The sequence below is a fragment of the Pseudomonas sp. MT3 genome (assembly GCF_054720805.1).
In genome coordinates this window covers 55,675-77,859 of sequence record NZ_JBTVPY010000009.1, presented here as the reverse complement: position 1 = coordinate 77,859, position 22,185 = coordinate 55,675, and the positions used below count along the sequence as shown (strand labels likewise).

The 22,185-nt window shown below is 65.8% G+C and carries 19 protein-coding genes; 4 read left to right on the top strand and 15 right to left on the bottom strand.

What is annotated here, in order from left to right:
* Positions 1 to 56: 56 nt before the first annotated feature.
* Positions 57 to 4,373, bottom strand: a complete 4,317-nt coding sequence (locus ACYCAX_RS11155; protein ID WP_460248007.1) for an Lhr family helicase — start codon at positions 4,371 to 4,373, stop codon at positions 57 to 59.
* 111 nt (positions 4,374 to 4,484) lie between these two features.
* On the opposite strand from ACYCAX_RS11155, the gene ACYCAX_RS11150 reads away from it, so the two are divergent.
* Positions 4,485 to 4,853, top strand: a complete 369-nt coding sequence (locus ACYCAX_RS11150) for a hypothetical protein (protein ID WP_015478126.1) — start codon at positions 4,485 to 4,487, stop codon at positions 4,851 to 4,853.
* A gap of 208 nt (positions 4,854 to 5,061) precedes the next feature.
* Here the strand turns inward: ACYCAX_RS11150 and ACYCAX_RS11145 are convergent, their stop codons facing one another.
* Positions 5,062 to 6,624, bottom strand: a complete 1,563-nt coding sequence (locus ACYCAX_RS11145) for a sigma-54-dependent phenylalanine hydroxylase transcriptional regulator PhhR (RefSeq protein ID WP_015478127.1) — start codon at positions 6,622 to 6,624, stop codon at positions 5,062 to 5,064.
* A 257-nt stretch (positions 6,625 to 6,881) separates the two neighbouring features.
* Here ACYCAX_RS11145 and phhA point away from each other — a divergent pair, with 257 nt between their 5' ends.
* The 3 genes from phhA (at position 6,882) to ACYCAX_RS11130 (ending at position 9,319) form a co-directional block, all read left to right on the top strand.
* The gene (gene phhA, locus ACYCAX_RS11140; RefSeq protein ID WP_015478128.1) at positions 6,882 to 7,670 is read left to right on the top strand and encodes a phenylalanine 4-monooxygenase; all 789 of its coding nucleotides are present in this window, start codon (positions 6,882 to 6,884) and stop codon (positions 7,668 to 7,670) included.
* Positions 7,671 to 7,769: 99 nt separating this feature from the next.
* Positions 7,770 to 8,126, top strand: coding sequence for a 4a-hydroxytetrahydrobiopterin dehydratase (locus ACYCAX_RS11135; RefSeq protein ID WP_015478129.1), 357 nt, complete (start codon positions 7,770 to 7,772; stop codon positions 8,124 to 8,126).
* A complete protein-coding gene (locus tag ACYCAX_RS11130; RefSeq protein ID WP_015478130.1) occupies positions 8,123 to 9,319 on the top strand; it encodes an amino acid aminotransferase in 1,197 nt (398 codons plus the stop codon). The genes ACYCAX_RS11135 and ACYCAX_RS11130 overlap by 4 nt, the downstream gene beginning before the upstream one ends.
* A 298-nt stretch (positions 9,320 to 9,617) precedes the next feature.
* Here ACYCAX_RS11130 and ACYCAX_RS11125 read toward each other — a convergent pair whose 3' ends face one another.
* The 13 genes from ACYCAX_RS11125 to hisC form a co-directional block, all read right to left on the bottom strand.
* Positions 9,618 to 10,211, bottom strand: a complete 594-nt coding sequence (locus ACYCAX_RS11125) for a hypothetical protein (RefSeq protein WP_460248006.1) — start codon at positions 10,209 to 10,211, stop codon at positions 9,618 to 9,620.
* Between the two features lie 12 nt (positions 10,212 to 10,223).
* Positions 10,224 to 11,318, bottom strand: coding sequence for a KH domain-containing protein (locus ACYCAX_RS11120; protein ID WP_294979135.1), 1,095 nt, complete (start codon positions 11,316 to 11,318; stop codon positions 10,224 to 10,226).
* Positions 11,233 to 12,267 carry a hypothetical protein gene (locus ACYCAX_RS11115; RefSeq protein ID WP_015478133.1) on the bottom strand — a complete coding sequence of 345 codons (1,035 nt, stop codon included), beginning with the start codon at positions 12,265 to 12,267 and terminating at the stop codon, positions 11,233 to 11,235. The genes ACYCAX_RS11120 and ACYCAX_RS11115 overlap by 86 nt, the downstream gene beginning before the upstream one ends.
* Positions 12,257 to 12,847, bottom strand: coding sequence for a prepilin-type N-terminal cleavage/methylation domain-containing protein (locus ACYCAX_RS11110; RefSeq protein ID WP_460248094.1), 591 nt, complete (start codon positions 12,845 to 12,847; stop codon positions 12,257 to 12,259). The genes ACYCAX_RS11115 and ACYCAX_RS11110 overlap by 11 nt, the downstream gene beginning before the upstream one ends.
* Entirely contained in the window at positions 12,847 to 13,278 is a 432-nt protein-coding gene (locus ACYCAX_RS11105) for a PulJ/GspJ family protein (protein WP_294979130.1), read from the bottom strand. Before ACYCAX_RS11105 ends, ACYCAX_RS11110 begins: the two co-directional genes overlap by 1 nt.
* Complete coding sequence (locus ACYCAX_RS11100) at positions 13,275 to 13,685, bottom strand: prepilin-type N-terminal cleavage/methylation domain-containing protein (RefSeq protein WP_041712099.1); 411 nt, start codon at positions 13,683 to 13,685, stop codon at positions 13,275 to 13,277. Before ACYCAX_RS11100 ends, ACYCAX_RS11105 begins: the two co-directional genes overlap by 4 nt.
* Entirely contained in the window at positions 13,654 to 14,091 is a 438-nt protein-coding gene (gene gspG, locus ACYCAX_RS11095) for a type II secretion system major pseudopilin GspG (RefSeq protein ID WP_015478137.1), read from the bottom strand. Before gspG ends, ACYCAX_RS11100 begins: the two co-directional genes overlap by 32 nt.
* 85 nt (positions 14,092 to 14,176) lie before the next feature.
* On the bottom strand, positions 14,177 to 15,367 hold the full coding sequence (locus ACYCAX_RS11090) for a type II secretion system F family protein (RefSeq protein WP_294979124.1): 1,191 nt from the start codon (positions 15,365 to 15,367) through the stop codon (positions 14,177 to 14,179).
* A 4-nt stretch (positions 15,368 to 15,371) separates the two neighbouring features.
* Positions 15,372 to 17,102: a GspE/PulE family protein gene (locus ACYCAX_RS11085; RefSeq protein WP_294979122.1), complete on the bottom strand. Its 1,731-nt coding sequence runs from the start codon at positions 17,100 to 17,102 to the stop codon at positions 15,372 to 15,374.
* Positions 17,092 to 17,901: an ABC transporter permease gene (locus ACYCAX_RS11080; protein ID WP_294979119.1), complete on the bottom strand. Its 810-nt coding sequence runs from the start codon at positions 17,899 to 17,901 to the stop codon at positions 17,092 to 17,094. The genes ACYCAX_RS11085 and ACYCAX_RS11080 overlap by 11 nt, the downstream gene beginning before the upstream one ends.
* Before the next feature lie 180 nt (positions 17,902 to 18,081).
* The gene (cmk, locus tag ACYCAX_RS11075) at positions 18,082 to 18,774 is read right to left on the bottom strand and encodes a (d)CMP kinase (RefSeq protein ID WP_015478141.1); all 693 of its coding nucleotides are present in this window, start codon (positions 18,772 to 18,774) and stop codon (positions 18,082 to 18,084) included.
* Positions 18,775 to 21,000: a bifunctional prephenate dehydrogenase/3-phosphoshikimate 1-carboxyvinyltransferase gene (locus ACYCAX_RS11070; RefSeq protein ID WP_460248005.1), complete on the bottom strand. Its 2,226-nt coding sequence runs from the start codon at positions 20,998 to 21,000 to the stop codon at positions 18,775 to 18,777.
* Positions 20,993 to 22,105 carry a histidinol-phosphate transaminase gene (gene hisC / locus ACYCAX_RS11065; protein ID WP_460248004.1) on the bottom strand — a complete coding sequence of 371 codons (1,113 nt, stop codon included), beginning with the start codon at positions 22,103 to 22,105 and terminating at the stop codon, positions 20,993 to 20,995. The genes ACYCAX_RS11070 and hisC overlap by 8 nt, the downstream gene beginning before the upstream one ends.
* Between the last annotated feature and the right edge of the window lie 80 nt (positions 22,106 to 22,185).

The following is a 22,185-nucleotide window of genomic DNA, read 5'->3' as shown; positions in this document are numbered from 1 at the left end:
CGCAGCCTTGCGGAAAGGAGGTTCGTGTCGCCGAGTGCAAGCCAGCCCGGACGGCGCTACCGGCGGATCAGCCGTTCCCGCGCGCGGGCCTGATCGTCGGGCGCCAGTTCCGCCAGCAGCTCGACCTCACCGGCGATCAGCGCGCCCATCGGCACACCGTCGCGGTAGAGCACCCGGTTGCCCGCCAGCGCCGGTACCTTGCGCCCCGGCAGCAGGGTGCCGGACAGGTTCAGCGGATCGACAGCCGAAACCACCACCCACTCCCCACCGACCTCGCGGCGGCGCACCTCGCGCAGCAGCCCGACCGCCTCCGGCAGGGCGAACTGCTCGCCCGTGAGCCCGGCGACGAAGCGGCCGCCACGGATTTCCCCACGCGCTTCCAGGCGGTGATAGACCCGCAGCAGGTCGCGCCACGGCGGCAGCCAGTCGGCCTCGCGGTCGAGCAGGCGCCAGCAGACCACCCCGTAGCGGCGCAGCAGGGTCATGGCGACATGTTCCAGGGCTTCCGCCGGCAGCCGCGCACCCGCTTCCTGCGTGGATCGGCGCAGCAGCGCCCAGCGCCCGGCGTCGGCCATGCCGAACAGCGGCGTGCGCGAACGCCGTTGCGGATGGCGCCGCGCCGCCGGCATCAGCAGGGCGCGCAGGCCGGCGAAGCTGTCGGCATTCACCCGCCCTGCCGCTACCAACTCGCCCAGCACGGTTTCCAGCTCGGTGCGCAGCAGGTGGCTGTCGCTGGCCAGTTCCTCGAAGAAGGACGCACCGTGCTCCTTGAGCACCTCCAGCACCTTGTTGGCCTTGGTGGACAGCTCGGTATCCGCCTGCCCCCCGCTCAGCACGCTCCATTGCGCCATCTGCGCACGTGGCAGCAGCACGATAGGCGTGCTCTTCAGTGGGCCGCCGCGGCCCTTCGCGGCGATTCGGCCGGGCAGGCGCGCCCAGACGATGCGGCCGGCGCGACACAGGTCATCCAGCCAGTTGATTCCGTAGTCGGCCACGCGGCTGGGCAGGATGTCGCTCTCCCAGGCACCGGCAGCCGCCTGGAAACCTTCCAGTTGGCTGAGCACGCCGGCCAGCGACTCCGCACCGCGCATCCGCGTGCCCGCGGAGACACGCTGCCAGTCGAACAGGAAGCGCATGAAGTCGGCACGCTGCACTGGCTCGATCTCCCGGCGCAGGCGCTTGACCGTGTAGCGGTGGATACGCGCCAGCAGGTGGCGCTCGCACCACTCCTCCTCGCGCGCGCCGGGCGTGAAGCGTCCGCGCAGCACATAGCCCTCGCGCTCCAGGCTGGCCAGGGCGAAGCCGGCATCGCCGGTGGCAATGCCCAGGTCCTCGGCCAGCTCGCGCTGCAGCCGCGGGCCGAATCCGGTGAGCCGTGCGCGCACCAGTTCCACCCGCGCGTCATCCGTCGGACAGTCCTCGCACAAGGATGCCGGCAGCTCGAGCGGCGGCTTCGTGGCAGCCCGCGGATGCAGCGCGCGCCACTGGCTGAGCCGTTCCGCCGCCACCCACACGGCGCCTGCGGGTAAGGCCAGGCAGGTCGCCCGGCCCGCCTTGGCCAGCGACTTGAGCAGAATCGGCCAACCCTCGCTGGCCTGGGCCTCGCTGTCACGGATACCGCCCAGGCCGCTCAGCGCCTCGTGCATCTCGTCGGCGTCGCGGGCTTCCGGCCAGGCCTCGGCGCGCACCGCGGCGATGGCTTCGGCATCCAGCGCGCCGAGGTCGTCGGCGCTTTCCGGATCGGTCCAGCGGCGACTCTGCACGGCCTGGGTGCGGCGCTCCTCCAGCGGCGCGTCGTCGAGGAAGGCGTAGGGACTGGCCGACAGCACTTCCGCCGCCAGCGGCGAAGGTGCCGGCAGGTCGCGCGCCAGCAAGGTCACCTCGCCGCGCTCCATGCGTCGCAGCAGGACCAGCCAGCCTTCGCTGTCCATCGCCTCGTGCAGGCAGTCATCGAGGGTCTGCGCCACCAGCGGGTGATCGGGTATCTCGCGCTCGCCGACGATGTTCTCCAGGCACGCCACCTGGTCGGGGAATACCGAGGCCAGCAGGTCTTCGCTGCGCATGCGTTGCAGTTGCGGGGCGACCTTGCGCCCGCCGCTGTAGCGCGGCAACGCCAGCGCGGTGGTGGCGTTCCAGCGCCAGCGCACACCGAACAGCGGCGCATCGAGCAGCGCCTGGATCAGCACCTGCTCGGCGCTGTTGGAGTGCAGGTAGCGCCAGACTTCCTCCAGCGGGAAGCTGTGGCTGGTGGACAATGAGAGGATGATGGCGTTTTCGGTGGCGGCGGCTTGCAGCTCGAAATTGAAGGTGCGGCAGAAACGCTTGCGCAACGCCAGGCCCCAGGCACGGTTGAGGCGGCTGCCGAAGGGCGAATGGATCACCAGCTGCATGCCGCCGGCCTCGTCGAAGAAGCGTTCGAGGATCAGCGTCTGCCGGGTCGGCAACGCGCCGAGGGCGTGACGGGCGCGGGCCAGGTATTCCACCAGTTGGCGCGCCGCGCCCTCGTCCAGCTCCAGTTCGTCCCGCAGCCAGCCGAGGGCTCGGGCCAGGGGCTCGGCATCGCCTTCGCCCTGGGCCAGCAGCTCATCCAGCCGGGCGCGCAGGCGGGACACGCTGAACGACAGCTCATCGCTGCGGCCCGGCGCTTCGCCGAGCCAGAAGGGAATGTTCGGCGGTTGACCCTGGGCGTCCTCGACACGCACCCGCCCCGGTTCGATGCGCAGGATGCGGTAGGAAATATTGCCCAGCTGGAACACATCGCCGGCCAGGCTTTCCACGGCGAAATCCTCGTTCACCGAACCCACCGTCAACCCTTGCGGCTCCAGCAGCACGGCGTAGTCGCCGGTATCGGGGATGGTGCCGCCGGAGGTCACCGCGGTGAGCTTGGCGCCCCGCCGCCCGCGCAGGCGCCGGTGCACGGCATCGCGGTGCAGGTAGGCGCCGCGCTGGCCGTTGCGGCTGGTGTAGCCCTCGGCGAGGGTACGCAGCAGGGCGTCGAAGTGTTCGCGAGTCAGGTCGGCATAGGGCTGGGCGGCGGTGAACAGCTCGAACAGGGCGTCCTCGCCCCATTCCCGGCAGGCCACTTCGGCGACGATCTGCTGCGCCAGCACGTCCAGCGGCGCGCGCGGAATCGTCAAGGCATCCAGCTCGTCGCGGCGCACGCTGTCGAGCAGCGCCACGCATTCGACCAGATCGTCCCGCGAAGCCGGGAACAGCCGTCCCTTGGGCGTACCGCCGACGCTGTGCCCGGAGCGCCCGACGCGCTGCAGGAAGCCGGCGATGGAGCGCGGCGAACCGAGCTGGCAGACCAGCTCCACGTCGCCGATGTCGATGCCAAGTTCCAGCGATGCAGTGGCCACCAGCACCCGCAGCTGGCCGACCTTGAGTCGCCGCTCGGCGCCCAGGCGCAGTTCCTTGGACAGACTGCCGTGGTGCGCCGCCACCCAGCCGGCGCCGATGCGCTCGGCCAGGTGCCGGGTGACCCGCTCGGCCTGGCGCCGCGTATTGACGAACACCAGGGTGGTGCGATGCGCCTCGGCCAGTTCGGCGAGGCGGTCGTAGACCTTGTCCCAGACATCGTGGGACATCACCGCCTCCAGCGGCGCCGGCGGCACCTCCAGGTTCAGGTCGCGCTGGCGACTGTAGCCGATGTCGATGATGCGGCAGGCCTGGTGGCGGCCGACCAGGAAGCCCGCCACCGCCGAGAGGGGTTTCTGCGTGGCGGACAGGCCGATGCGCACCAGCGGCGCTTCGCACAATGCCTGCAACCGCTCCAGCGACAGCGCCAGGTGGCTGCCGCGCTTGTTCGCCGCCAGCGCGTGGATCTCGTCGACGATCACGCTGCGCGCGCCGGCCAGCATCGCGCGGCCGGAGTCCGAGCCGAGCAGCACATAGAGCGATTCCGGCGTGGTGACGAGGATGTGCGGCACCCGTCGGCGCATGGCCTCGCGCTCGCGGGAGGTGGTGTCGCCGGTACGCACGGCGGTGCGGATGTCCACTTCCGCCAGGCCCATCCTGCCCAGCGCCGCGCGGATGCCGGCCAGCGGTTCTTCCAGGTTGATGCGGATGTCGTTGGACAGCGCCTTGAGCGGCGAGACGTAGACCACCGTGGTGCGATCCGGCAGTTCACCGCCGTTGGCCAACCCCTCGCGCACCAGCACATCGATGGCGGCGAGGAAGGCGGTGAGCGTCTTGCCCGAGCCGGTGGGCGCGGCCACCAGGGTCGAATCGCCAGCCTGGATCGCCGGCCACGCCAACGCCTGCGCCTGGGTCGGCGCGGCGAAATGCGCGCGGAACCAGGCCGCCACCGCCGGATGGAAGGCGGCCAGCGCGTCGGCGCGCCTGACGCGGGATGAGGTTCGGGAGGTGGTCATGTTCCCCACTATGGTGGCGCGCGAAGCCCGTCACAAGGACCGCCGATCGTGGCTCGTCGCAGGCCGCGCCAGCCGTTACTCTTCCCTCATCCACCAGCGGACGGACAGCCGATGAGCGAGCGAGATCGCGACTACTACTGGGAGCAGGTCAAGCAACAGAACCGACAGAAGCCGCCCGACGACCCGAAGCGCAACTGGCGGATACTGGTGAAGCCACTGCTGTGGTTCCTCATCCCCCTGCTGATCCTCGCCGCCGGCACCGCCCTATGGCGCAATCCGGCCAGCCAGCCCTGGCTCCACGAGCGCTGGGTGCTGCTGCAGATTCGCCTGGGCATTTCGCCTGACGGCATGCCGGCGGCTCCAGCCGCCTCGCCCTATAGCGACAGTCCGCGAAAGCTTTCCGAATGCATCAAGCCGGGCAACGTGATCGACGATGAAGTGCGGGCGTGCGTAAAAGGGTACCGGCCGAAGACGTGGTGAGCTTCAGGAGCCTGCGTTCGCAGGAGCGCACTGTGTTCCCCGCCCCGCGCCGGCCTTGCCGGTCAATCCCGGACAAAGTTCGCCTGCGCCCGAGGCGAGCGTAGGAGCCCTGGCGCCAACCTGTGGGAGCGAGCTTGCTCGCGAACGCTGTTTCCCGATGACTCCAGCGTTTGGGCGGTTCGCGAGCAAGCTCGCTCCTACAATCAACTCAGGACTCCTCGCTGTGCCCCAATCCATGCATGCGCAGCTTGTTGGCGATAGTGGTATGCGACACCCCCAGCCGCTTGCCCAGTTGCCGACTGCTCGGGTGCTCCCGATAGAGCCGCTCCAGCACGGCCTTCTCGAAACGGCCGACGATGGCATCCAGTCCGCCGTCCAGGGAGAAATCCCCCAGCGGATGCGGCGCGCCATAGTCCGGCAGGCGGATGTGCTCGGGCTTGATGGTGCCGCCCTCGCATAACGAGACCGCCTGGAACAGCACGTTCTCCAGCTGCCGCACGTTGCCCGGCCAGTGGTAGCGGCCGAGGCGGTCCAGCGCCTGTGGGGCGAGCCTGGGCAGCGCGCAGCCGATCTGCCGGCTGGCCTGGTCGAGGAAGTGCTCCACCAGCGGCTCCAGGCCGTCCAGACATTCGCGCAGCGGCGGGATGTGCAGCGACAGCACGTTGAGGCGGTGGTAGAGGTCCTGGCGGAACTCGCCCTTGCTGCACAGTTCGGACAGGTCGACCTGAGTCGCGCAGATCACCCGCACGTCGAGGTACACCTCCTCGTCGCTGCCCACCCGGCGGAAACAGCCGTCCTGCAGGAAGCGCAGCAGCTTGGCCTGCAGACGCGGGCTCATCTCGCCGACGCCATCGAGGAACAGCGTACCGCCGGCGGTCAGCTCCAGGAGACCGAGCTTGCCCTCCGGGCGCGCGCCTTCGAAGGCGCCGGGACCGTAGCCGAACAGCTCGGTCTCGGCCATCGACTCGGGCAGGCCGGCGCAGTTCAGCGCCATGAACGGCGATTGCCCGCGCGGGCTGGCCAGGTGACAGGCGCGGGCCAGCAGCTCCTTGCCGGTGCCGGTCTCGCCTTCGATCAGCAACGGCGCATCCAGCGGCGCCATGCGCCGTGCCTCGCGGACCACGGCGGCCATCACCCGCGAGCTCTGGAAGATACTGTCGAAGCCGCGCAACTCCAGGCGCCGCACGTTATAGATGCGCTCGCCGACGCGATCGGCGCGGTGCAGCGTCAACACCGCGCCGGCCAGCGCCTCGCTCTCGTCGTGCTCGGACTGCAGCGGCGCGATGTCGGCGAGGAATACGTCGCCCTTCACCTTCACCCGCAGGCCATTGATGCGCGCCTTGTTGGCCCGCACCAGTTCCGGCAGGTCGAGGTCCTCCACGTAGCGCGACAGCGGGATGCCCGGCACCTCGTCGACACGCACGCCGAGCAGTTGCGCGGCCGCGCGGTTGGCGGCGACGATCTGCCCGGCCATGTCGATCGACAACACCGGGAAATCCAGCGCCGCCAGCAATGCGTTCAGCTCCAGGTGGCGGCGCTCGCTGGGCATCAGGCCGACGCGCTTGACGCCGAACACGCCGGGCACCGCCTCGAGCTTGGGCTTGAGCGACTGGAACTGAAGATTGATGAGGTTCGGGCAGAGCAGGTAGATGGCGTTGCCCTGCTCGCCGCCGACTTCGCCGCGATTGACGTTGATGCCGTAGTCGACCAGCAGGTTGAGGATGTCGCGCAGGATACCGACGCGATTCTGGCAGTGCACTTTGATGCGCATGGCGGGCCCGTGATTGTGATTCTGATGGGCGCTCCGGCGCTTTTTTCGCAAGGCAACCGGAAATTTCCGTCAAGAATATGTGACACCATGACACACCTTCAAGCCATGAAGGGACGAGCGCACGTCAAAGCGTAATCATTTCTTTACGCAATCCCCTTCCTCAAGAGCCGCCAGGCGTCTATCCGGGGGCTGTCCGGTAGCACGACTCGCGTTAATTGTGGAGCATCACAACAACAAGGCCCGATGCCGGAGGCCCCATGAAGACAACGCAGTACGTGGCCCGCCAGCCTGACGAACACGGTTTCATCCACTACCCGGAAACCGAGCACCAGGTCTGGAACACCCTGATCACCCGCCAGTTGAACGTGATCGAGGGCCGCGCGTGTCAGGAGTACCTGGACGGCATCGAACAACTCGGCCTGCCCCATGACCGCATCCCGCAACTGGCCGAAATCAACCAGGTGCTGCAAGCCACCACTGGCTGGCGCGTGGCGCGGGTGCCGGCGCTGATCCCCTTCCAGACCTTCTTCGAACTGCTGGCCAGCCAGCAATTCCCGGTAGCCACCTTCATCCGCACCCCGGAGGAACTGGACTACCTGCAGGAGCCGGATATCTTCCACGAGATCTTCGGCCACTGCCCGCTGCTCACCAACCCCTGGTTCGCCGAGTTCACCCACACCTACGGCAAGCTGGGCCTGGCCGCCAGCAAGGAAGAGCGGGTGTTCCTCGCCCGCCTGTACTGGATGACCATCGAGTTCGGCCTGCTCGACACCTCCCAGGGCACGCGCATTTATGGCGGCGGCATCCTCTCCTCGCCGAAGGAGACCGTCTACAGTCTCTCCAATGTCCCCGAGCACCAGGCCTTCGACCCGCTGGAATGCATGCGCACCCCATACCGCATCGACATCCTGCAGCCACTGTACTTCGTGCTGCCGGAACTCAAGCGCCTGTTCGAGCTGGCCCACCAGGACATCATGGCGCTGGTGCGCGAAGCCATGCACCTGGGCCTGCATGCGCCGAAATTTCCGCCCAAGCAGGCCGCCTGATCCGCTGTATTTACCCCAATCTGTGCCTGTGAGCGGACTCACTCGCGAACGTAAGATGATTCGCGAGCCCGCTCCTACGCCCCCACTCAGGAGAAAGCCATGACCGCACTCACCCAAGCCCATTGCGAAGCCTGCCGCGCCGACGCCCCGAAGGTGTCCGACGAAGAACTGGCAGTACTGATCAAGCAGATTCCGGACTGGAACATCGAAGTCCGCGACGGCCACATGGAGCTGGAGCGCGTCTTCCTGTTCAAGAACTTCCGCCACGCCCTGGCCTTCACCAACGCCATCGGCGCCATTGCCGAGGAAGAAGGCCACCATCCCGACCTGCTGACCCAATGGGGCAAGGTCACCGTCACCTGGTGGAGCCACGAACTCAAGGGCCTGCACCGCAACGACTTCATCATGGCCGCCCGTACCGACGAGGTGGCGCAAACCGCCGAGGGCCGCAAATGAGCCATTTCGCCAAGGTCACCCGCGTGCCGGGCGACCCGATCCTCGGCCTGCTCGACGCCTACCGGGCCGACCCGAACCCGGCGCGACTCGACCTTGGTGTGGGTGTCTACAAGGACGCCCAGGGCCTGACTCCGATCCCCCGCGCGGTGAAGATCGCCGAGCAACGCCTGGTAGAAACCGAAACCACCAAGAGCTACGTCGGCGGCCACGGTGACGCACTGTTCGCCGCGCGCCTGTGCGAAGTGGTGCTGGGCACCGACTCGCGCCTGCTGGCCACCCAGCGCGCCGACGCCACCCAGACCCCGGGCGGCACCGGCGCCCTGCGCCTGGCGGCGGACTTCATCGCCCGCTGCCTGCCGGGCCGGAGCGTCTGGCTGAGCGACCCGACCTGGCCGATCCACGAAAGCCTGTTCGCCGCCGCCGGTGTGCGTGTATCGCACTACCCCTACGTCGATGCCGACAACCACCTCGACGTAGAAGCCATGCTCAGCGCCCTGGAGCGCGTACCCCACGGCGACGTAGTGCTGCTGCACGCCTGCTGCCACAACCCCACCGGCTTCGACCTGGCCTACAACGACTGGCAACGCGTGCTGGACGTGGTGCGCCGCCGCGAGCTGCTGCCGTTGCTGGACTTCGCCTACCAGGGCCTGGGCGACGGGCTGGAAGAAGACGCCCGCGCCGTGCGGCTGTTCGCCGACAGCCTGTCGGAAGTGCTGATCACCAGCTCCTGCTCGAAGAATTTCGGCCTCTACCGCGAACGCACCGGCGCGCTGATCGTCTGCGCCGGCAGCGCCGCCAAGCTCACCGACGTGCGCAGCCAACTGGCGCTGATGGCCCGCAACCTCTGGTCCACTCCGCCGGCCCACGGCGCCGAAGTGGTCGCCACCATCCTCGGCGACACGGACCTCAAGGCACTCTGGCTGGAAGAGCTGGACGGCATGCGCGCGCGCATCGCCGATCTGCGCCTGAGCCTGGTGGAGGCCCTGCGCCCCCACGGCCTGGCGGAGCGCTTCGCGCACATCGCCATCCAGCGCGGCATGTTCTCCTACACCGGCCTGACGCCGGACCAGGTACGCCGCCTGCGCGAAGAACACAGCGTGTACATGGTCGGCAGCGGCCGCGCCAATATCGCCGGGCTCGCCGCCGAACGCCTGGACGACCTGGCGGCGGCCATCGCCAGCGTCTGCCGCTGACGAATCGTCTACCTCTTCGACCGGCCCTCGGGCCGGTCTTTTCTGAGACAGGGGAGCGGCGCCCACGTCACTGCGGGCAAGGTTTCGGAAATGTCCTTATCCCTCGACGACAGCCCTCCAACGCCCTCGGCCCTGCCTTGTAGCGCGGGATACGGTGCCATTGCCCCAGGCACTGGAAAACCTCGCCCAGCCCAATTCACCGACGGATCGGAAGGGCATATTGCTGGCGCGTGAAAACGTACGGATACCCTGGCAGACTCCATCACAATCCGTAGGAATGGCGGCGAAAAGGCCTCACTCAAGGAGCCTTGCCTGGCAGGGCCCAATGGAATGCCAGTTGCAGGTTGATGGACGGCGAGACGCCATTGCTCAACTCTACCCGCTCGATGCTGATCCAGCGCTCAGCCCCCTCGATGGCGAGGAGCAATCGTCCATAGCTGGTGGGATCGAAGCTCCCGCGCACCTGTACTTCGATTCGTGGATCCGGCTTGCCATCATTGAAGTCCACCGGATCCAGCACTGTCACCCGCGGCTCCATGACGCCCGCCTTCCTGATCTCGATATCCAGCCAGGACTGCACATCGGCACGTGCCAGCGAGGTATTCTGTGCCTGCCATAAATGGGCACGGAACTGCGCCAGGCGATCCTCCGCCTGGACAGCGCGTTCGGGCCAGTAGGACTGTCGGGCCAGGTCGTGCATTTTCCGGAGCTCCTCCGCAATGCCCGTGTACTCCTGCTGCCTGGCGCCTTTCCAGTCGGCACAGACACCCACCAGGTCGATCACCAGCAACGCAAGGATGATCCAGCCGGCCAGGCGCAAACGAGGTTGCTCCTGCCAGCGCTGTACCCACTGATGCCAACGCTGGCGTGGCACCGTCCATAGCTCTCCCATGACTCCACTCCATTAATTCAGGGACATGGCCAACTGCAAACCGTCCCCTCGGGGAGAAGGTTCTACTCGTACATCGTGGAAGTGCCCCTCGTCCTGCAGGCGCTGGACGAAGAAGCGCGGATCCATGTTCGTGGTGTTGATCAGCAACGCCAGCTCACGGCCATCGAAACGCCAGGTGGTCAGCCTGCTGTCCGGCGGAAGCAGCTCCGCGACTCTTTTCATCAACTCGATCTGCGTGGGTATCGCTTGCATTCGCCGCTGGAGTTCCTGGGATTGCGCTACCGCCCGCTGAGCCCGGGAGCGAGCATCGAGTAGCGGCTCGATATCCTTGACCAGTTGCGCATGCTCGCTCTGCAACTCCCGCATGCCCGACCAGGAAAGAACGCCCTGGGTTATCTCCATCGTGCCCCCCAGCACCAGCGCCGCAGCCAGTCCATGAGGCACCCAGCGCTCCCAGGCCCTGTCCCCCGGTCCTCCCGCTGCTGCCCACGGCGCTTGCAGATATTCGAACCGCTGCACCTCAGGCACAGTTGTGACCTCCAACCCCGCCAGACCGCGTGTCGCGAAGCGGATCTGCTGCAGAGAGGGTGGTTCCCGGAAGTGAAGACTCAGCAGCAGGACCCCCTGCTTCCACACCTGCAAGTCATAGCCGTGCATCACCTGGATCAGGCGCAGGACAGGTGAAGCCACTGCCTCCACCGGGCTTTGCAACAGAGACTCGGGCAGGCAGCGATAGCGCCTGGGGGCATCGGCCATGTCCTGCGCCAATGCCTGCCGGACCTGCCTGTCCCACATCCACAGCAAAGCATGGCCACCCCGCCAGACGGCATGGTATTCAGGGGTGCGATATGCCGACAGGCTGGACACCTTCATCGCCAGCGCCTGACCACGCTGCGCTCGAGGCACATGACTGAAGTCGAGGCAACGGTACAGGCACTGGGAACGGTCGATCACCCATTGCGTGGGGGCGGTACGCCAGAGCCCTTGCGGACGATGGGTCCAACGCAGGAGGCGGCTCCCGTCAGCCCCAAGGGCCTGCCACAAGCGGGGCGGCGAGTAGGCCAGGTAGAGTTTGAGGCGATTGAGGTTCGACGATTTCAGAAGCATGGCTGGGTAAGGTTCTTCGTTGAAGGAATTGCCAGGGCGGCAGAGAGGAACTGTTGGGTAGCAGCTTGAGTTGAAACTCATGGCGAACCTCACCATCGCGGGGACGGATACGGATCAGAACCACAGAGCTGGGTAAACGTGACCAACCTTCCGGAGGAATATCGCCGTAGTAACCGCCGAGAATATTTTCCAGATCGGAGCCACTGAGAATGGGGCGCTCTCGACGAAGATCGAGCAGCCGCAGAAGTCCTCCTTCGGGAACTCTCCACGCCTGAGTGAGCACGGCAGCACTGGCCGTGTTCAGATTGAGGCCGGCCTCTCCCACCGTGACCAGTTCGCTCCACCCTCTGGCGACCAGTAGCTCCTCCCACTGCTGCCACGATGGCAGGCGGAACACCTCCATAGGTGAGCGCAGGCGACGACGGGCCAATAACGAGGAGGCCGTTCCACGCTCAGCCGCCTGGTAGAGCGCCAGTTCGCGCAACATGCGCGCAGTGCTTTCCGCCGGTACGCCAAGGCTGAGCAGGAGGGCATTGATAGCGGCAGGATCACTGCTGTTCAGGCTCAACCGGGAGGCCCGGTCAATCAGTGCCACGCAGAAACCGTTGACCCAACAGAGCTCCCGGCCATCCAGAGGCAACTCAGCTCCCGCGGACAGCATCGACGGATCCATCTCCGACGGATCGGCGGGAGCACTCTCCGGAGTGGTTTGGCCTGCGGCAGTCAGGCGATGGGTAGCCATCAGCCAGGTCAGGCGGCTCAGCATGCTGCGCTCCTCGAAACTTCTCTGTACCCCTTGCCGCTCCGCTTCGAGCGTTTCCCGAGAGCGATCGATCCACAGCACCGCGGCGCCCACCACCAGCGTCATGCAGGCCAGGAACCAGATGACGCCGACCAGTACGAACCCTTGCTGGCCACCGATTCGATCGGTCCTGATATCAGCGATCATCCAGGGCAAGACCTCGTCTGGGCATCTGTACCGGCGCCATCAGGAACAACCGCTCCTGTTCGGAAGCCACGGCAACCGCATCCGGCAGCGCGTCCGCCAGCTCAGGAACGGGAGGCCAGTCCTCATGCCAGCGTCCCTGACCGTCCAGGTATTCGAAACGGGCATCCGCCGCAATCGCCAAAAGTGGCCAGCGGCTGGCCTCGACACGCCGCACATAGATCAGCTCGGCAGCAGGGCCCTCGGGCTCCAGGCGAAAGGCAAAAGGCGTCGGGATACCTTCCCGGCGGTCCACGCTGCTCAGCGTCACGGCCTCGAAACTCAGCGGATCACCACGAAATCGCTCGCCAGTTTCGCCCTGCTCGGGTGCTGCCAGCTGGGAAATGGCATCGGAGAACCAGCCGAACGCCAACTCCCGTAGATAGCGCTGATGCCCTTCGCGCGCAAAGGTATCGTTGACCTTGGCGACGTAGGTCATTCCCTGTATCAGCAGGGTCGTGATGAACGACAGCAGAACGAGCACCACCAGCAGCTCCAGCAATGTGAAGCCAGACTCGCCCCTGTGCACGCTCCGCCGGGGCATCATTCGTCCCCCCCGGCATCCTGCGCCACGCGGGTTCGTTGGAAGCCCGGCAACTCGACGAACAACTCGATCGGGTCGGCGTGTTCCTCGAGAATGAGGGCCTTGACCCGGTACAACGCGGCATCGTACGGCCCCGGAGCGCCGCTATGGCGCCCGACGACTGGGCGCGCCTCCACCAGAGCATCGCACGTCCACTCCAGCGTATAGGGCCCCAGGTGCACCTGGCCTTCGTGCTGAAGCGAAGGGTTGATCTGCTCCAGATAAGCCAGGGCGACTCGGGATGCATCGAGCCGACGCTGTACATCCGCCATTCGCTCCACTGTGACGAATCCGGAATTGAGCCAGGCCAGCAATGCCCCGCCGACCACTACCAGCAGCGTCATGGCGACCACCGCCTCCAGCAGCGTGAATCCAGCCTGGCGGCGACTCATGAGCGGCTCGGCAGGCACAAGGGGGCATCCAGCCTGAGGTGATCCACCACCTCCCCCCGGATCAGATCGACCTGCCCCCCCAGACAGGCACCATTGCGGCGAAACACCACAGGTGGCTGGGCCGACAAGGACCAGCCGGGCGGCAGATCCAGCATCCGCCCGGGCCAAACACCCTCGCGACCTATAACCACGTCGGTCGCCTCGAGTCGCGCACGATAGCCAAGGCTGCGCAACTGATCGGCAATGTCCTGCATATCGATACGGCGCTTCCAGGCCTCCTGCATCTTCAGCAGACCGGGCATGACCACCGCACCGAGCAGGGCTACCAGCGCCAGCACCACGACCATTTCGAGCAACGTGAATCCCGATGGTCGCTCACTGCACGGGTAGATAGCCGATCTCGGCATTCTCACCTTCGCCACCTGACTGGCCATCGGCGCCACGGCTATAGAGCGAAAATGGCTGCTCCTGGCTTGGCTTGGCGCTGTAGATATAGGGATGGTTCCAGGGGTCCAGGGGCACGCCGCCCTCGAGGTAAGGTCCCCTCCAGTACTTCCTGATGAGTTCGTCGGTGGGGGCGGTGTTCAGCAACGCCAGCCCCTCCTGCTCCGTCGGCAACCTGCCGATGTCCAGACGCATGGTCATCAATGCCCCCTTGAGCATCTTGACCTGGGTTTCGGCGGTCTGAATCTTGGCTTTGTCGGCCTGACTGAACAGTCGTGGGCCGACCAGTCCCATGAGCAACCCGATGATCACCAGGACCACGATCATCTCAAGCAAGGTAAACCCTCGCTCTCCATACCTGCTCTTCACTCGCGTTCTCCCTCCATACGACCGACGTCAGAACCGGCGCCGGCGACTTTCCGATGCCCGGCGGGGCAAGCCCGTCGCGGTCCGTTCACAGCACGATGTCGTTGGCGCTGGTGATCGCCAGAACGACGCCGGTGATGATCACGCCGAAGGCCGTACCGATCAGCAGGATCGATAACGGCTCCACCAGCGCCAACACTCTCCGCATCCTCGACCGCCCCTGCTCCTCATACAGCCCAGCGAGGCTGTCGAGCATTTCCGACAAGCGCCCGGACGTCTCCCCAACCCGAATGAGGTTGCCGCCCGTGGCGGTTATGGCATGCCGATTCTCCAGCGCCAGCGAGAGGGATAAACCGCCTCGTACATCCTGGGTGACTCGCTCCATCACCTCCCGCTGCGTCGGAACCCGCAGACTCTCGGCGGCAAGGCGCAAGGCATCGACCAATGCCACGCGATTGCCCAGCAAGGTGCCGAGCACCTTCGACCACTGGGCGACCTCGGCCTGTAGCAGCCACTCGCCAAGAACGGGCAGCCGCAGCAAGGCCCCCAGGCCTCGCCCTCGTACCCGGGAGTTGCCTGCCAGCGATACAGCGAGCACTGCGGCCATCGCCACCATCAAGGCCAGGAGCATCGCGTTGTTCCTGCACCACACGCCGCTGCTGAGTACCGCCCAGGCCAGCCAAGGCAAACGATCGGCATGCTCGAGCAGGTTGGCGAACTTGGGCACGACAAAGACGAACATCATCGCCACCGCGCCGATACCGCTCATCACCAGGATCGCCGGGTAGATCAAGGCATTGCGGATCTCGTCCCGGGTACGCCGCTCGTACTCCATCTGGGCGACGCAATCGCGCAACGAGGCTGCGAGGTTGCCGGTCATTTCTCCGGCGGTGACCAACTGATAGGCATAGCGAGGCAACGGTAGACGCGCCGCCTCCAGTACCTGGGGGAAAGAACGTCCCTGGCGGAGCCCGTCATTCATCCCTTGCAAGGCATCGGCCAGGCGGGGATGCTGCGCGGCCCGCTGTTGCGCCTCGACCGCCTCCGCCAGGCTGACACCTGCGCCAAGCAAGGTCGCCAACTCATAGAGCGCCAGATTGAGCTCCTCGGCCCGCAACCTTCGACCCCTGCGCATCATCGAGCGACTGGGTTGCGCCAGCGACAGCGGCGTCAGCCCCTGGGCCTCCAGTTGCCGTGCGGCCTCCTCCCTGGAGTTGGCATTCAATTCACCGCGACAGCGTTTACCGTGGCGGTCGATGGCTAGGTACTGCATGCGCATGGTGTCAACCGCTGGTCACACGATGGACTTCATCGACCGTGGTCAAGCCCATCCAGGCCTTGATAAAGCCGTCCTCGCGCATGCTGCGGAAACCCTGAGCCAGGGCCAGGCGCCGCATCTGCTCCACTGGAGAACGCTGCATGATCAGTTCCTGCATCTGTGGCAGCACGTCAATCATTTCGTAGATTCCCAAGCGCCCCCGGTAACCGGTGCCCTGGCACTGCGCGCACCCCACCGCGCGCTTCCAGGCCGGCGCCCGATTCGGGAACAACTTCGCCACCAGACTCTCCACCCCCTGCCGCTCTGCTTCGGGGAGCCCGGATGCATGAGGTTCAGCACAGTGGCTGCACAGGCTTCGAACCAACCGCTGGGCCTGCACACCGCGCACCGGTGAAGCAACCAGAAACGGCTCCACCCCCATATCGATGAGGCGGGTGAAAGCGCTCACGGCGTCATTCGTGTGCAGTGTTGAGAACACCAGATGTCCGGTCAGCGAGGACTGCACGGCAATTTCCGCCGTTTCCAGATCACGGATCTCACCGATCATGATTACGTCCGGGTCCTGGCGCAGGATCGAGCGCAACGCCGCGGCAAAGGTCAGGCCGATTTCCGAATGGGCCTGGACCTGGGTGATATGCGGCACCTGGTACTCCACCGGGTCCTCCACCGTGATGATCTTGCGTACCCCGTCATTGATCGATTCCAGGCAACCGTAAAGCGTGGTCGACTTGCCCGAGCCGGTGGGGCCGGTAACCAGCACGATGCCATGAGGCTCCAGCGTCCAGGTACGCACCATTTCCAGGTGATCCGGCAGCATGCCAAGGCTATCCAGACGTAACCCCTCACGCTTCTTGGGCAACAGACGCATCACCACGGACTCGCCGTGCACACCGGGTAACGTCGAAACCCGGATATCCATCTCCTGGCCACCGACTCTCACGCTCATCCGCCCATCCTGTGGAAGACGTCGCTCGGCGATATCGATCATGGAAATCAGCTTGATTCGCGACACCACGGCGGCAAAACGCTCGCGAGGAAGCGATAGCTGCGACTGCAGGACGCCATCCACCCGGAGGCGCACCTGGAAGCTGAACTCGCTCGGCTCGATATGAATGTCCGAAGCACGCTTCTCGATAGCCTGGCCGATCACGTTGTTCACCAACTCGACGATCGGCGCCTCTTCTGCCATTTCACGCAGATGCCGTACATCGTCATCCCCGATCGTCTGGGACTTCCATCCATCACGTTGCTGGTGTTCATCGATGATCCGCAGCCAGGCATCCAGTTCCTGGGAACGGCACAACACCCAGTGCGGGGTCAGGTCGGGATAGAAGTGACTCAACACATCACGCAGGGCGGGCTCCAGGGGGTCGCGAGCCGCCACCAGCAAGGCGTTCGGCTCGTCCTGCCAGAGCACTATCTGTTCGGAAAGAAACCACTCGACACTGATCGGCGTCGCCTCCAGCAATCCGGCAATAGCAACGGCCGACGGCCCCTCCAGATCCCGCCCTACGAGAGGAAGTGCCAACTGCTCGGCAAGCTCTTCAAGCAGCGCCGTCTCCGAGAGTGCGCCGGAGCGCATCAGGATGCCTCCCAGGCGGCCACCGATGCGTGCCTGGAGATCGAGCGCCCGTTCAACCTCCTGATCAGACACCAACCCCTTGCGAATCAGGCGTTGCCCCAGCAGGTCCGGTGAAACCGCCTGCATCAGGTCGTCCGCTCGTTCAGAGGACATCGGCAAATCCGCATTTCACGCGCATGAACAGCCCGATACCGATCACCGCGAGAACCCCGGCCGTCACATGGTAAGCAACGATCTGCGACAGCTCCGGCAATGGCGAACCGAAGAGAACAGCCCGCACCGTCTCGACCGGAATAGTCAACGGGTTCAGCGCGAGGTAGGAGCGCGCGGATTCAGGAAGAGAGGTCAACGGGTAAAGGATCGGACTGAGGAACAAGGCGAGTATCAGGACGAACTGCACGATTTGTCCGACATCTCGGAAATACGTCCCCAGCGCCGCGATTAGGAAGGTCAACCCGACAAGGCATACGAGAAACGGCAGCAACACCAACGGCAGGTAGAGCACGCTCCAAGCCAGCGGATGTCCCAACAGCAGCATGGCTACAAGCAGGACAAGGTAGCCGATGAATACATTGAGCAGCCCGGCAAGAACCACGGAAAGAGGAATGACTTCAAGGGGAAAAACCAGTTTCTTCACGTAGTTGCCATAGCTGTGCATCACTGATGCCGCACGGCTCAGGCATTCACCCAGCAGGGTATTGAGCAGCAACCCCGAAAACAGGGTCAGGGCAAATGAAGAGGTGTCCTGATCGGCACCCCAGCGGGACTTCAGGATATGGCCGAACACGAAGGTGTAGACAACCAGCATCAGGAAGGGGGCGATAATGATCCAGGCCCGCCCCGGCAAGGTGCCGCGATACCTGGATTCGATCTCCCGCCGCGCCAGCGCGACGGTCAGTCCGAAGCGCTCGAACACGGACTCGTACCAGGAAAGAAAGTGATGCTTCGACACGCACGCCCCCCGACCGACTCGGACCGGTTTTCTACAAACCGCCCAGAAAAATGAGTAGGTAATGGTGAGGGCTGGGAGACTTTCGGAGATGCAGGACCGTTCCGCAGCTACGGACGGCATTTTCCGAGGATGAGGAGGAACCCATCCGAACGCTCAGGGCATCCGGATGGGCAGAGGGGATCAGAGATTGTCCAGGCCGAGCCGGGCGATCTCTCCGAGAATGCTCTCCACCACCGCGTCGATGGTCATCTCGGTGGAGTCCACCAGAATCGCACCTTCCGCCGGTTTCAGCGGTGCCACGGCGCGTTGGCTGTCGCGCTCGTCGCGGGTGCGGATTTCCTCGGCCAGTTGCGCCTGGTCGCTGTCGATGCCCTTGTTCTTCAGCTGCAGGTAGCGGCGGCGGGCGCGCTCCTCGGCCGAGGCGGTGAGGAAGATCTTCAGCGGCGCATAAGGGAAGACCACGGTGCCCATGTCGCGACCGTCGGCCACCAGGCCCGGCGCTTCGAGGAAGGCACGCTGGCGTTGCAGCAGCGCGTCGCGCACCGCGGGCAGCGCGGCGACTTGCGAGGCGCCGGCGCCGACCTGCTCGGTACGGATCACGTCGGTGACGTCTTCGCCTTCGAGGATGATGTGCTGGCCCTGCCCGCCCTTGCGGTGGGTGAACTGCACGTCCAGGTGCGCAGCCAGGACCTTGAGGGCCTCCTCGTTGGTCAGGTCGATGCCGTGGTTACCGGCGGCGAACGCCAGCAGGCGGTACAACGCGCCGGAATCCAGCAGGTTCCAGCCCAGACGCTTGGCCAGCAGACCGGCGACCGTGCCCTTGCCGGAACCGCTGGGGCCGTCGATGGCGACGACCGGCCATTCGCCTCTCATTTACTTGCCCTCCTCGGCGACGCGGATGCCCGCGCCGGCGGCCAGCCCTAGGAAGTTCGGGAAGGAGGTGGCGACGTTGGCGCAGTCGTGGATGCGGATCGGCGCGCCGGCACGCAGGGAGGCCACGCTGAAGGACATGGCGATACGGTGGTCGCCGTGACTCCAGACTTCGCCGCCACCGTAGCTGCCGCCGTCGATGATGATGCCGTCCGGGGTCGGTTCGCACTTCACGCCCAGGGCCAGCAGGCCGTCGGCCATGACCTGGATGCGGTCGGATTCCTTCACCCGCAGTTCTTCCGCGCCGCGCAGGACGGTGCGGCCTTCCGCGTTGGCGGCGGCGACGAAGAGTACCGGGAACTCGTCGATAGCCAGCGGCACCAGGTCTTCGGGGATATCGATGCCTTTCAGCCGGGCCGAACGCACGCGGATGTCGGCAACCGGTTCGCCGCCCACTTCACGCTGGTTTTCCAGGGTGATGTCGGCGCCCATGAGCTTGAGGATGTCGATGATGCCGGTGCGGGTCGGGTTGATGCCGACGTGCTCCAGGGTCAAGTCGGAACCTTCGGCGATGCTCGCGGCAACCAGGAAGAAGGCCGCCGAGGAAATGTCGGCCGGGACTTCGATGGAGGTGGCGCTGAGCTTGTGGCCGGACTCGACGCGGGCGGTAGCACCTTCGACGTCCACCGGGTAGCCGAAGCCGCGCAGCATGCGCTCGGTGTGGTCGCGGGTCGGGGCCGGTTCGGTGGTGGAGGTTTCACCGGCCGCGTAGAGGCCGGCGAGCAGCAGGCAGGATTTCACCTGGGCGCTGGCCATCGGCATTTCGTAGTGCATGCCGGTGAGCTTGTTGCCGCCACGGATGGTCAGCGGCGGACGGCCTTCGGGACCGGTCTCGATCACCGCGCCCATTTCCCGCAGCGGCTTGGCCACGCGGTTCATCGGACGCTTGGACAGTGAGGCGTCGCCGGTCAGGGTGGTGTCGAACGGCTGGGCGGCGAGCAGGCCGCTGAGCAGGCGCATCGAGGTGCCGGAGTTGCCCAGGTAGATCGGGCCGGGCGGAGTCTTCAGGCCATGCAGGCCGACGCCGTGAACGGTCACGCGACCGTGGTGCGGGCCTTCGATGACCACGCCCATGTCGCGGAACGCCTGGATGGTGGCGAGGGCGTCTTCACCCTCGAGGAAGCCTTGCACCTCGGTCGTGCCTTCGGCCAGCGAGCCGAGCATGATCGAGCGATGGGAAATGGACTTGTCGCCCGGTACGCGAACACGTCCGGAGAGGCGGCCACCCGGCTGGGCCAGGAAAATCAGGTCATTGTTGTGCATGGCGTCCACATAGGCCCGGCGGGCCAGGATTTTGCTGAAATGCTCGCGGGCAACGCGGGCGCGGGTGAAGACGCCCATCAGTTGTTGCCCGTCCCCTTGGTCGACGGCCTCGCGCAGATCATCGAGGTCGTCACGGAATACGTCGAGGATGCGCAGCACCGCCTCGCGGTTGGCGAGGAAGATGTCGTGCCACATCACCGGGTCGCTGCCGGCGATCCGCGTGAAGTCGCGGAAGCCGCCAGCGGCATAGCGGAAGATCTCCAGATTCTCGCTGCGTTTGGCCAGCGAGTCGACCAGCGTGAAGGCCAGCAGGTGCGGCAGGTGGCTGGTGGCGGCAAGGACTTCGTCGTGGTGCTCGACAGCCATCTGTTCGACATCCGCCCCCAGCTCGCGCCAGAGGCTTTCGACGCACTGGATCGCGTCCGCATCGGCATTATCCAGCGGCGTGAGGATGACTTTATGACGGCGGAACAGTTTCGCGTTGGCCGCTTCCACCCCGCTCTGCTCGGAGCCGGCGATGGGATGGCCCGGTACGAAGCGCGCCGGCATGCCGCCGAACACCGCTTTCGCCGCACGTACCACGTTGCCCTTGGCGCTGCCCACGTCGGTGAGGATCGCGTTGCCAATGTCGAGGCTGGCGAGTTCGCCAAGAACCTTCTCCATCGCGAGGATCGGCACGGCGAGCTGGATCACGTCGGCCTCGCGGCAACCGGCGGCGAGGCTTTCTTCGCAACGGTCGACCACGCCCAGTTCCACCGCCAGACGGCGGGTTTCCGGATCACGGTCGACGCCGACCACTTCCTCGAAAAGACCTTTTTCGCGGATGCCCTTGGCAAAGGAGCCGCCGATCAGGCCAAGCCCCACCACAACCAGGCGGCGAAGCTTTTGCGGCTGGACATCAGGCACGGGCGAGTACCTTGGCCAGCGCTTCGAGGAAACGGGCGTTCTCGGCCGGCAGGCCGATGGAGATGCGCAGGTGCTGTGGCATGCCGTAGCCGCCCACCGGACGGACGATAACGCCCTCGGCGAGCAGGGCCTGGTAGACCGGACCGGCATCGCGCTTGAGGTCCACGGCGATGAAGTTGCCCTTGGAGGGAATCCATTGCAGGTCCAGCGCGCGCAGGCCGTTTTCCAGCTGGGCCATGCCTTCGTCGTTGATGCGCTTGCCTTCGGCCAGGTACTGGGCGTCGTCCAGCGCGGCGCAGGCGGCGGCCAGGGCCAGGCTGTTGACGTTGAACGGCTGGCGCACGCGGTTGAGTACGTCGGCGACCTGCGCCGAGGAGATCGCGTAGCCAACGCGCAGGGACGCCAAGCCGTAGGCCTTGGAGAAGGTGCGCGAGACCAGCAGGTTCGGGTAGCGCGCCATATATTTCAGGCCGTCCGGCAGCTCTTCGCCTTCGGCGTACTCGATGTAGGCCTCGTCGAGCACCACCAGGACATTCTCCGGAACCTGCGACAGGAAGCGCTCCAGCGCGTCCGGGCCGAACCAGGTGCCGGTGGGATTGTTCGGGTTGGCGATGAAGACCACGCGGGTGTTGGCGTCGATGGCCGCCAGCATGGCTTCCAGGTCATGGCCCCAGTCTTTTGCCGGCACGACCTTGCCCTGGGCGCCGACGGCCTGGGTGGAGATCGGGTAGACAGCGAAGGCGTACTGGCTGAACACGGCGTTCAGGCCGGGCGCGAGGTAGGCGCGGGCAACCAGGTCAAGAATGTCGTTGGAGCCGTTGCCCAGGGTGACCTGCGCGGTGTCGACGGAGCAACGGGCGGCCAGTCGGCTCTTCAGCTCGAAGCCGTTGCCGTCGGGATAGCGGGTCAGTTCGGCCAGTTCGGCGCGGAGCGCTTCGAGGACCTTGGGGCTCGGGCCCAGCGGGTTCTCGTTGCTGGCCAGCTTGACGATGCCGGCGGGGTCAAGCTTCAGCTCGCGGGCCAGCTCATCGACCGGCTTGCCGGGTACGTAGGGGGAAAGCTTCTGCACACCCGGCTGGGCCAGGGCAAGGAAATCACACGACATCGCTAAAAGCCTCAAGCTATGGGCCGCAAGCCATCAACCGTCTACCGACGTGTCGGCAGCTTGCGGCCCTGGCTTGCGGC

What these genes read in the sequence shown, in the direction of transcription:
- ACYCAX_RS11150 (WP_015478126.1), top strand. Translation starts at nt 4,485, where the DNA reads ATGAGCGAGCGAGATCGCGACTACTACTGGGAGCAGGTCAAGCAACAG.
- ACYCAX_RS11105 (WP_294979130.1), bottom strand. Translation starts at nt 13,278, where the DNA reads ATGAGTCGCCGCCAGGCTGGATTCACGCTGCTGGAGGCGGTGGTCGCC.
- ACYCAX_RS11115 (WP_015478133.1), bottom strand. Translation starts at nt 12,267, where the DNA reads ATGATCGCTGATATCAGGACCGATCGAATCGGTGGCCAGCAAGGGTTC.
- cmk (WP_015478141.1), bottom strand. Translation starts at nt 18,774, where the DNA reads ATGAGAGGCGAATGGCCGGTCGTCGCCATCGACGGCCCCAGCGGTTCC.
- ACYCAX_RS11090 (WP_294979124.1), bottom strand. Translation starts at nt 15,367, where the DNA reads ATGCGCATGCAGTACCTAGCCATCGACCGCCACGGTAAACGCTGTCGC.
- ACYCAX_RS11125 (WP_460248006.1), bottom strand. Translation starts at nt 10,211, where the DNA reads ATGGGAGAGCTATGGACGGTGCCACGCCAGCGTTGGCATCAGTGGGTA.
- ACYCAX_RS11135 (WP_015478129.1), top strand. Translation starts at nt 7,770, where the DNA reads ATGACCGCACTCACCCAAGCCCATTGCGAAGCCTGCCGCGCCGACGCC.
- ACYCAX_RS11110 (WP_460248094.1), bottom strand. Translation starts at nt 12,847, where the DNA reads ATGCCCCGGCGGAGCGTGCACAGGGGCGAGTCTGGCTTCACATTGCTG.
- hisC (WP_460248004.1), bottom strand. Translation starts at nt 22,105, where the DNA reads ATGTCGTGTGATTTCCTTGCCCTGGCCCAGCCGGGTGTGCAGAAGCTT.
- ACYCAX_RS11100 (WP_041712099.1), bottom strand. Translation starts at nt 13,685, where the DNA reads ATGCCGAGATCGGCTATCTACCCGTGCAGTGAGCGACCATCGGGATTC.
- ACYCAX_RS11130 (WP_015478130.1), top strand. Translation starts at nt 8,123, where the DNA reads ATGAGCCATTTCGCCAAGGTCACCCGCGTGCCGGGCGACCCGATCCTC.
- ACYCAX_RS11120 (WP_294979135.1), bottom strand. Translation starts at nt 11,318, where the DNA reads ATGCTTCTGAAATCGTCGAACCTCAATCGCCTCAAACTCTACCTGGCC.
- ACYCAX_RS11155 (WP_460248007.1), bottom strand. Translation starts at nt 4,373, where the DNA reads ATGACCACCTCCCGAACCTCATCCCGCGTCAGGCGCGCCGACGCGCTG.
- ACYCAX_RS11085 (WP_294979122.1), bottom strand. Translation starts at nt 17,102, where the DNA reads ATGTCCTCTGAACGAGCGGACGACCTGATGCAGGCGGTTTCACCGGAC.
- ACYCAX_RS11145 (WP_015478127.1), bottom strand. Translation starts at nt 6,624, where the DNA reads ATGCGCATCAAAGTGCACTGCCAGAATCGCGTCGGTATCCTGCGCGAC.
- phhA (WP_015478128.1), top strand. Translation starts at nt 6,882, where the DNA reads ATGAAGACAACGCAGTACGTGGCCCGCCAGCCTGACGAACACGGTTTC.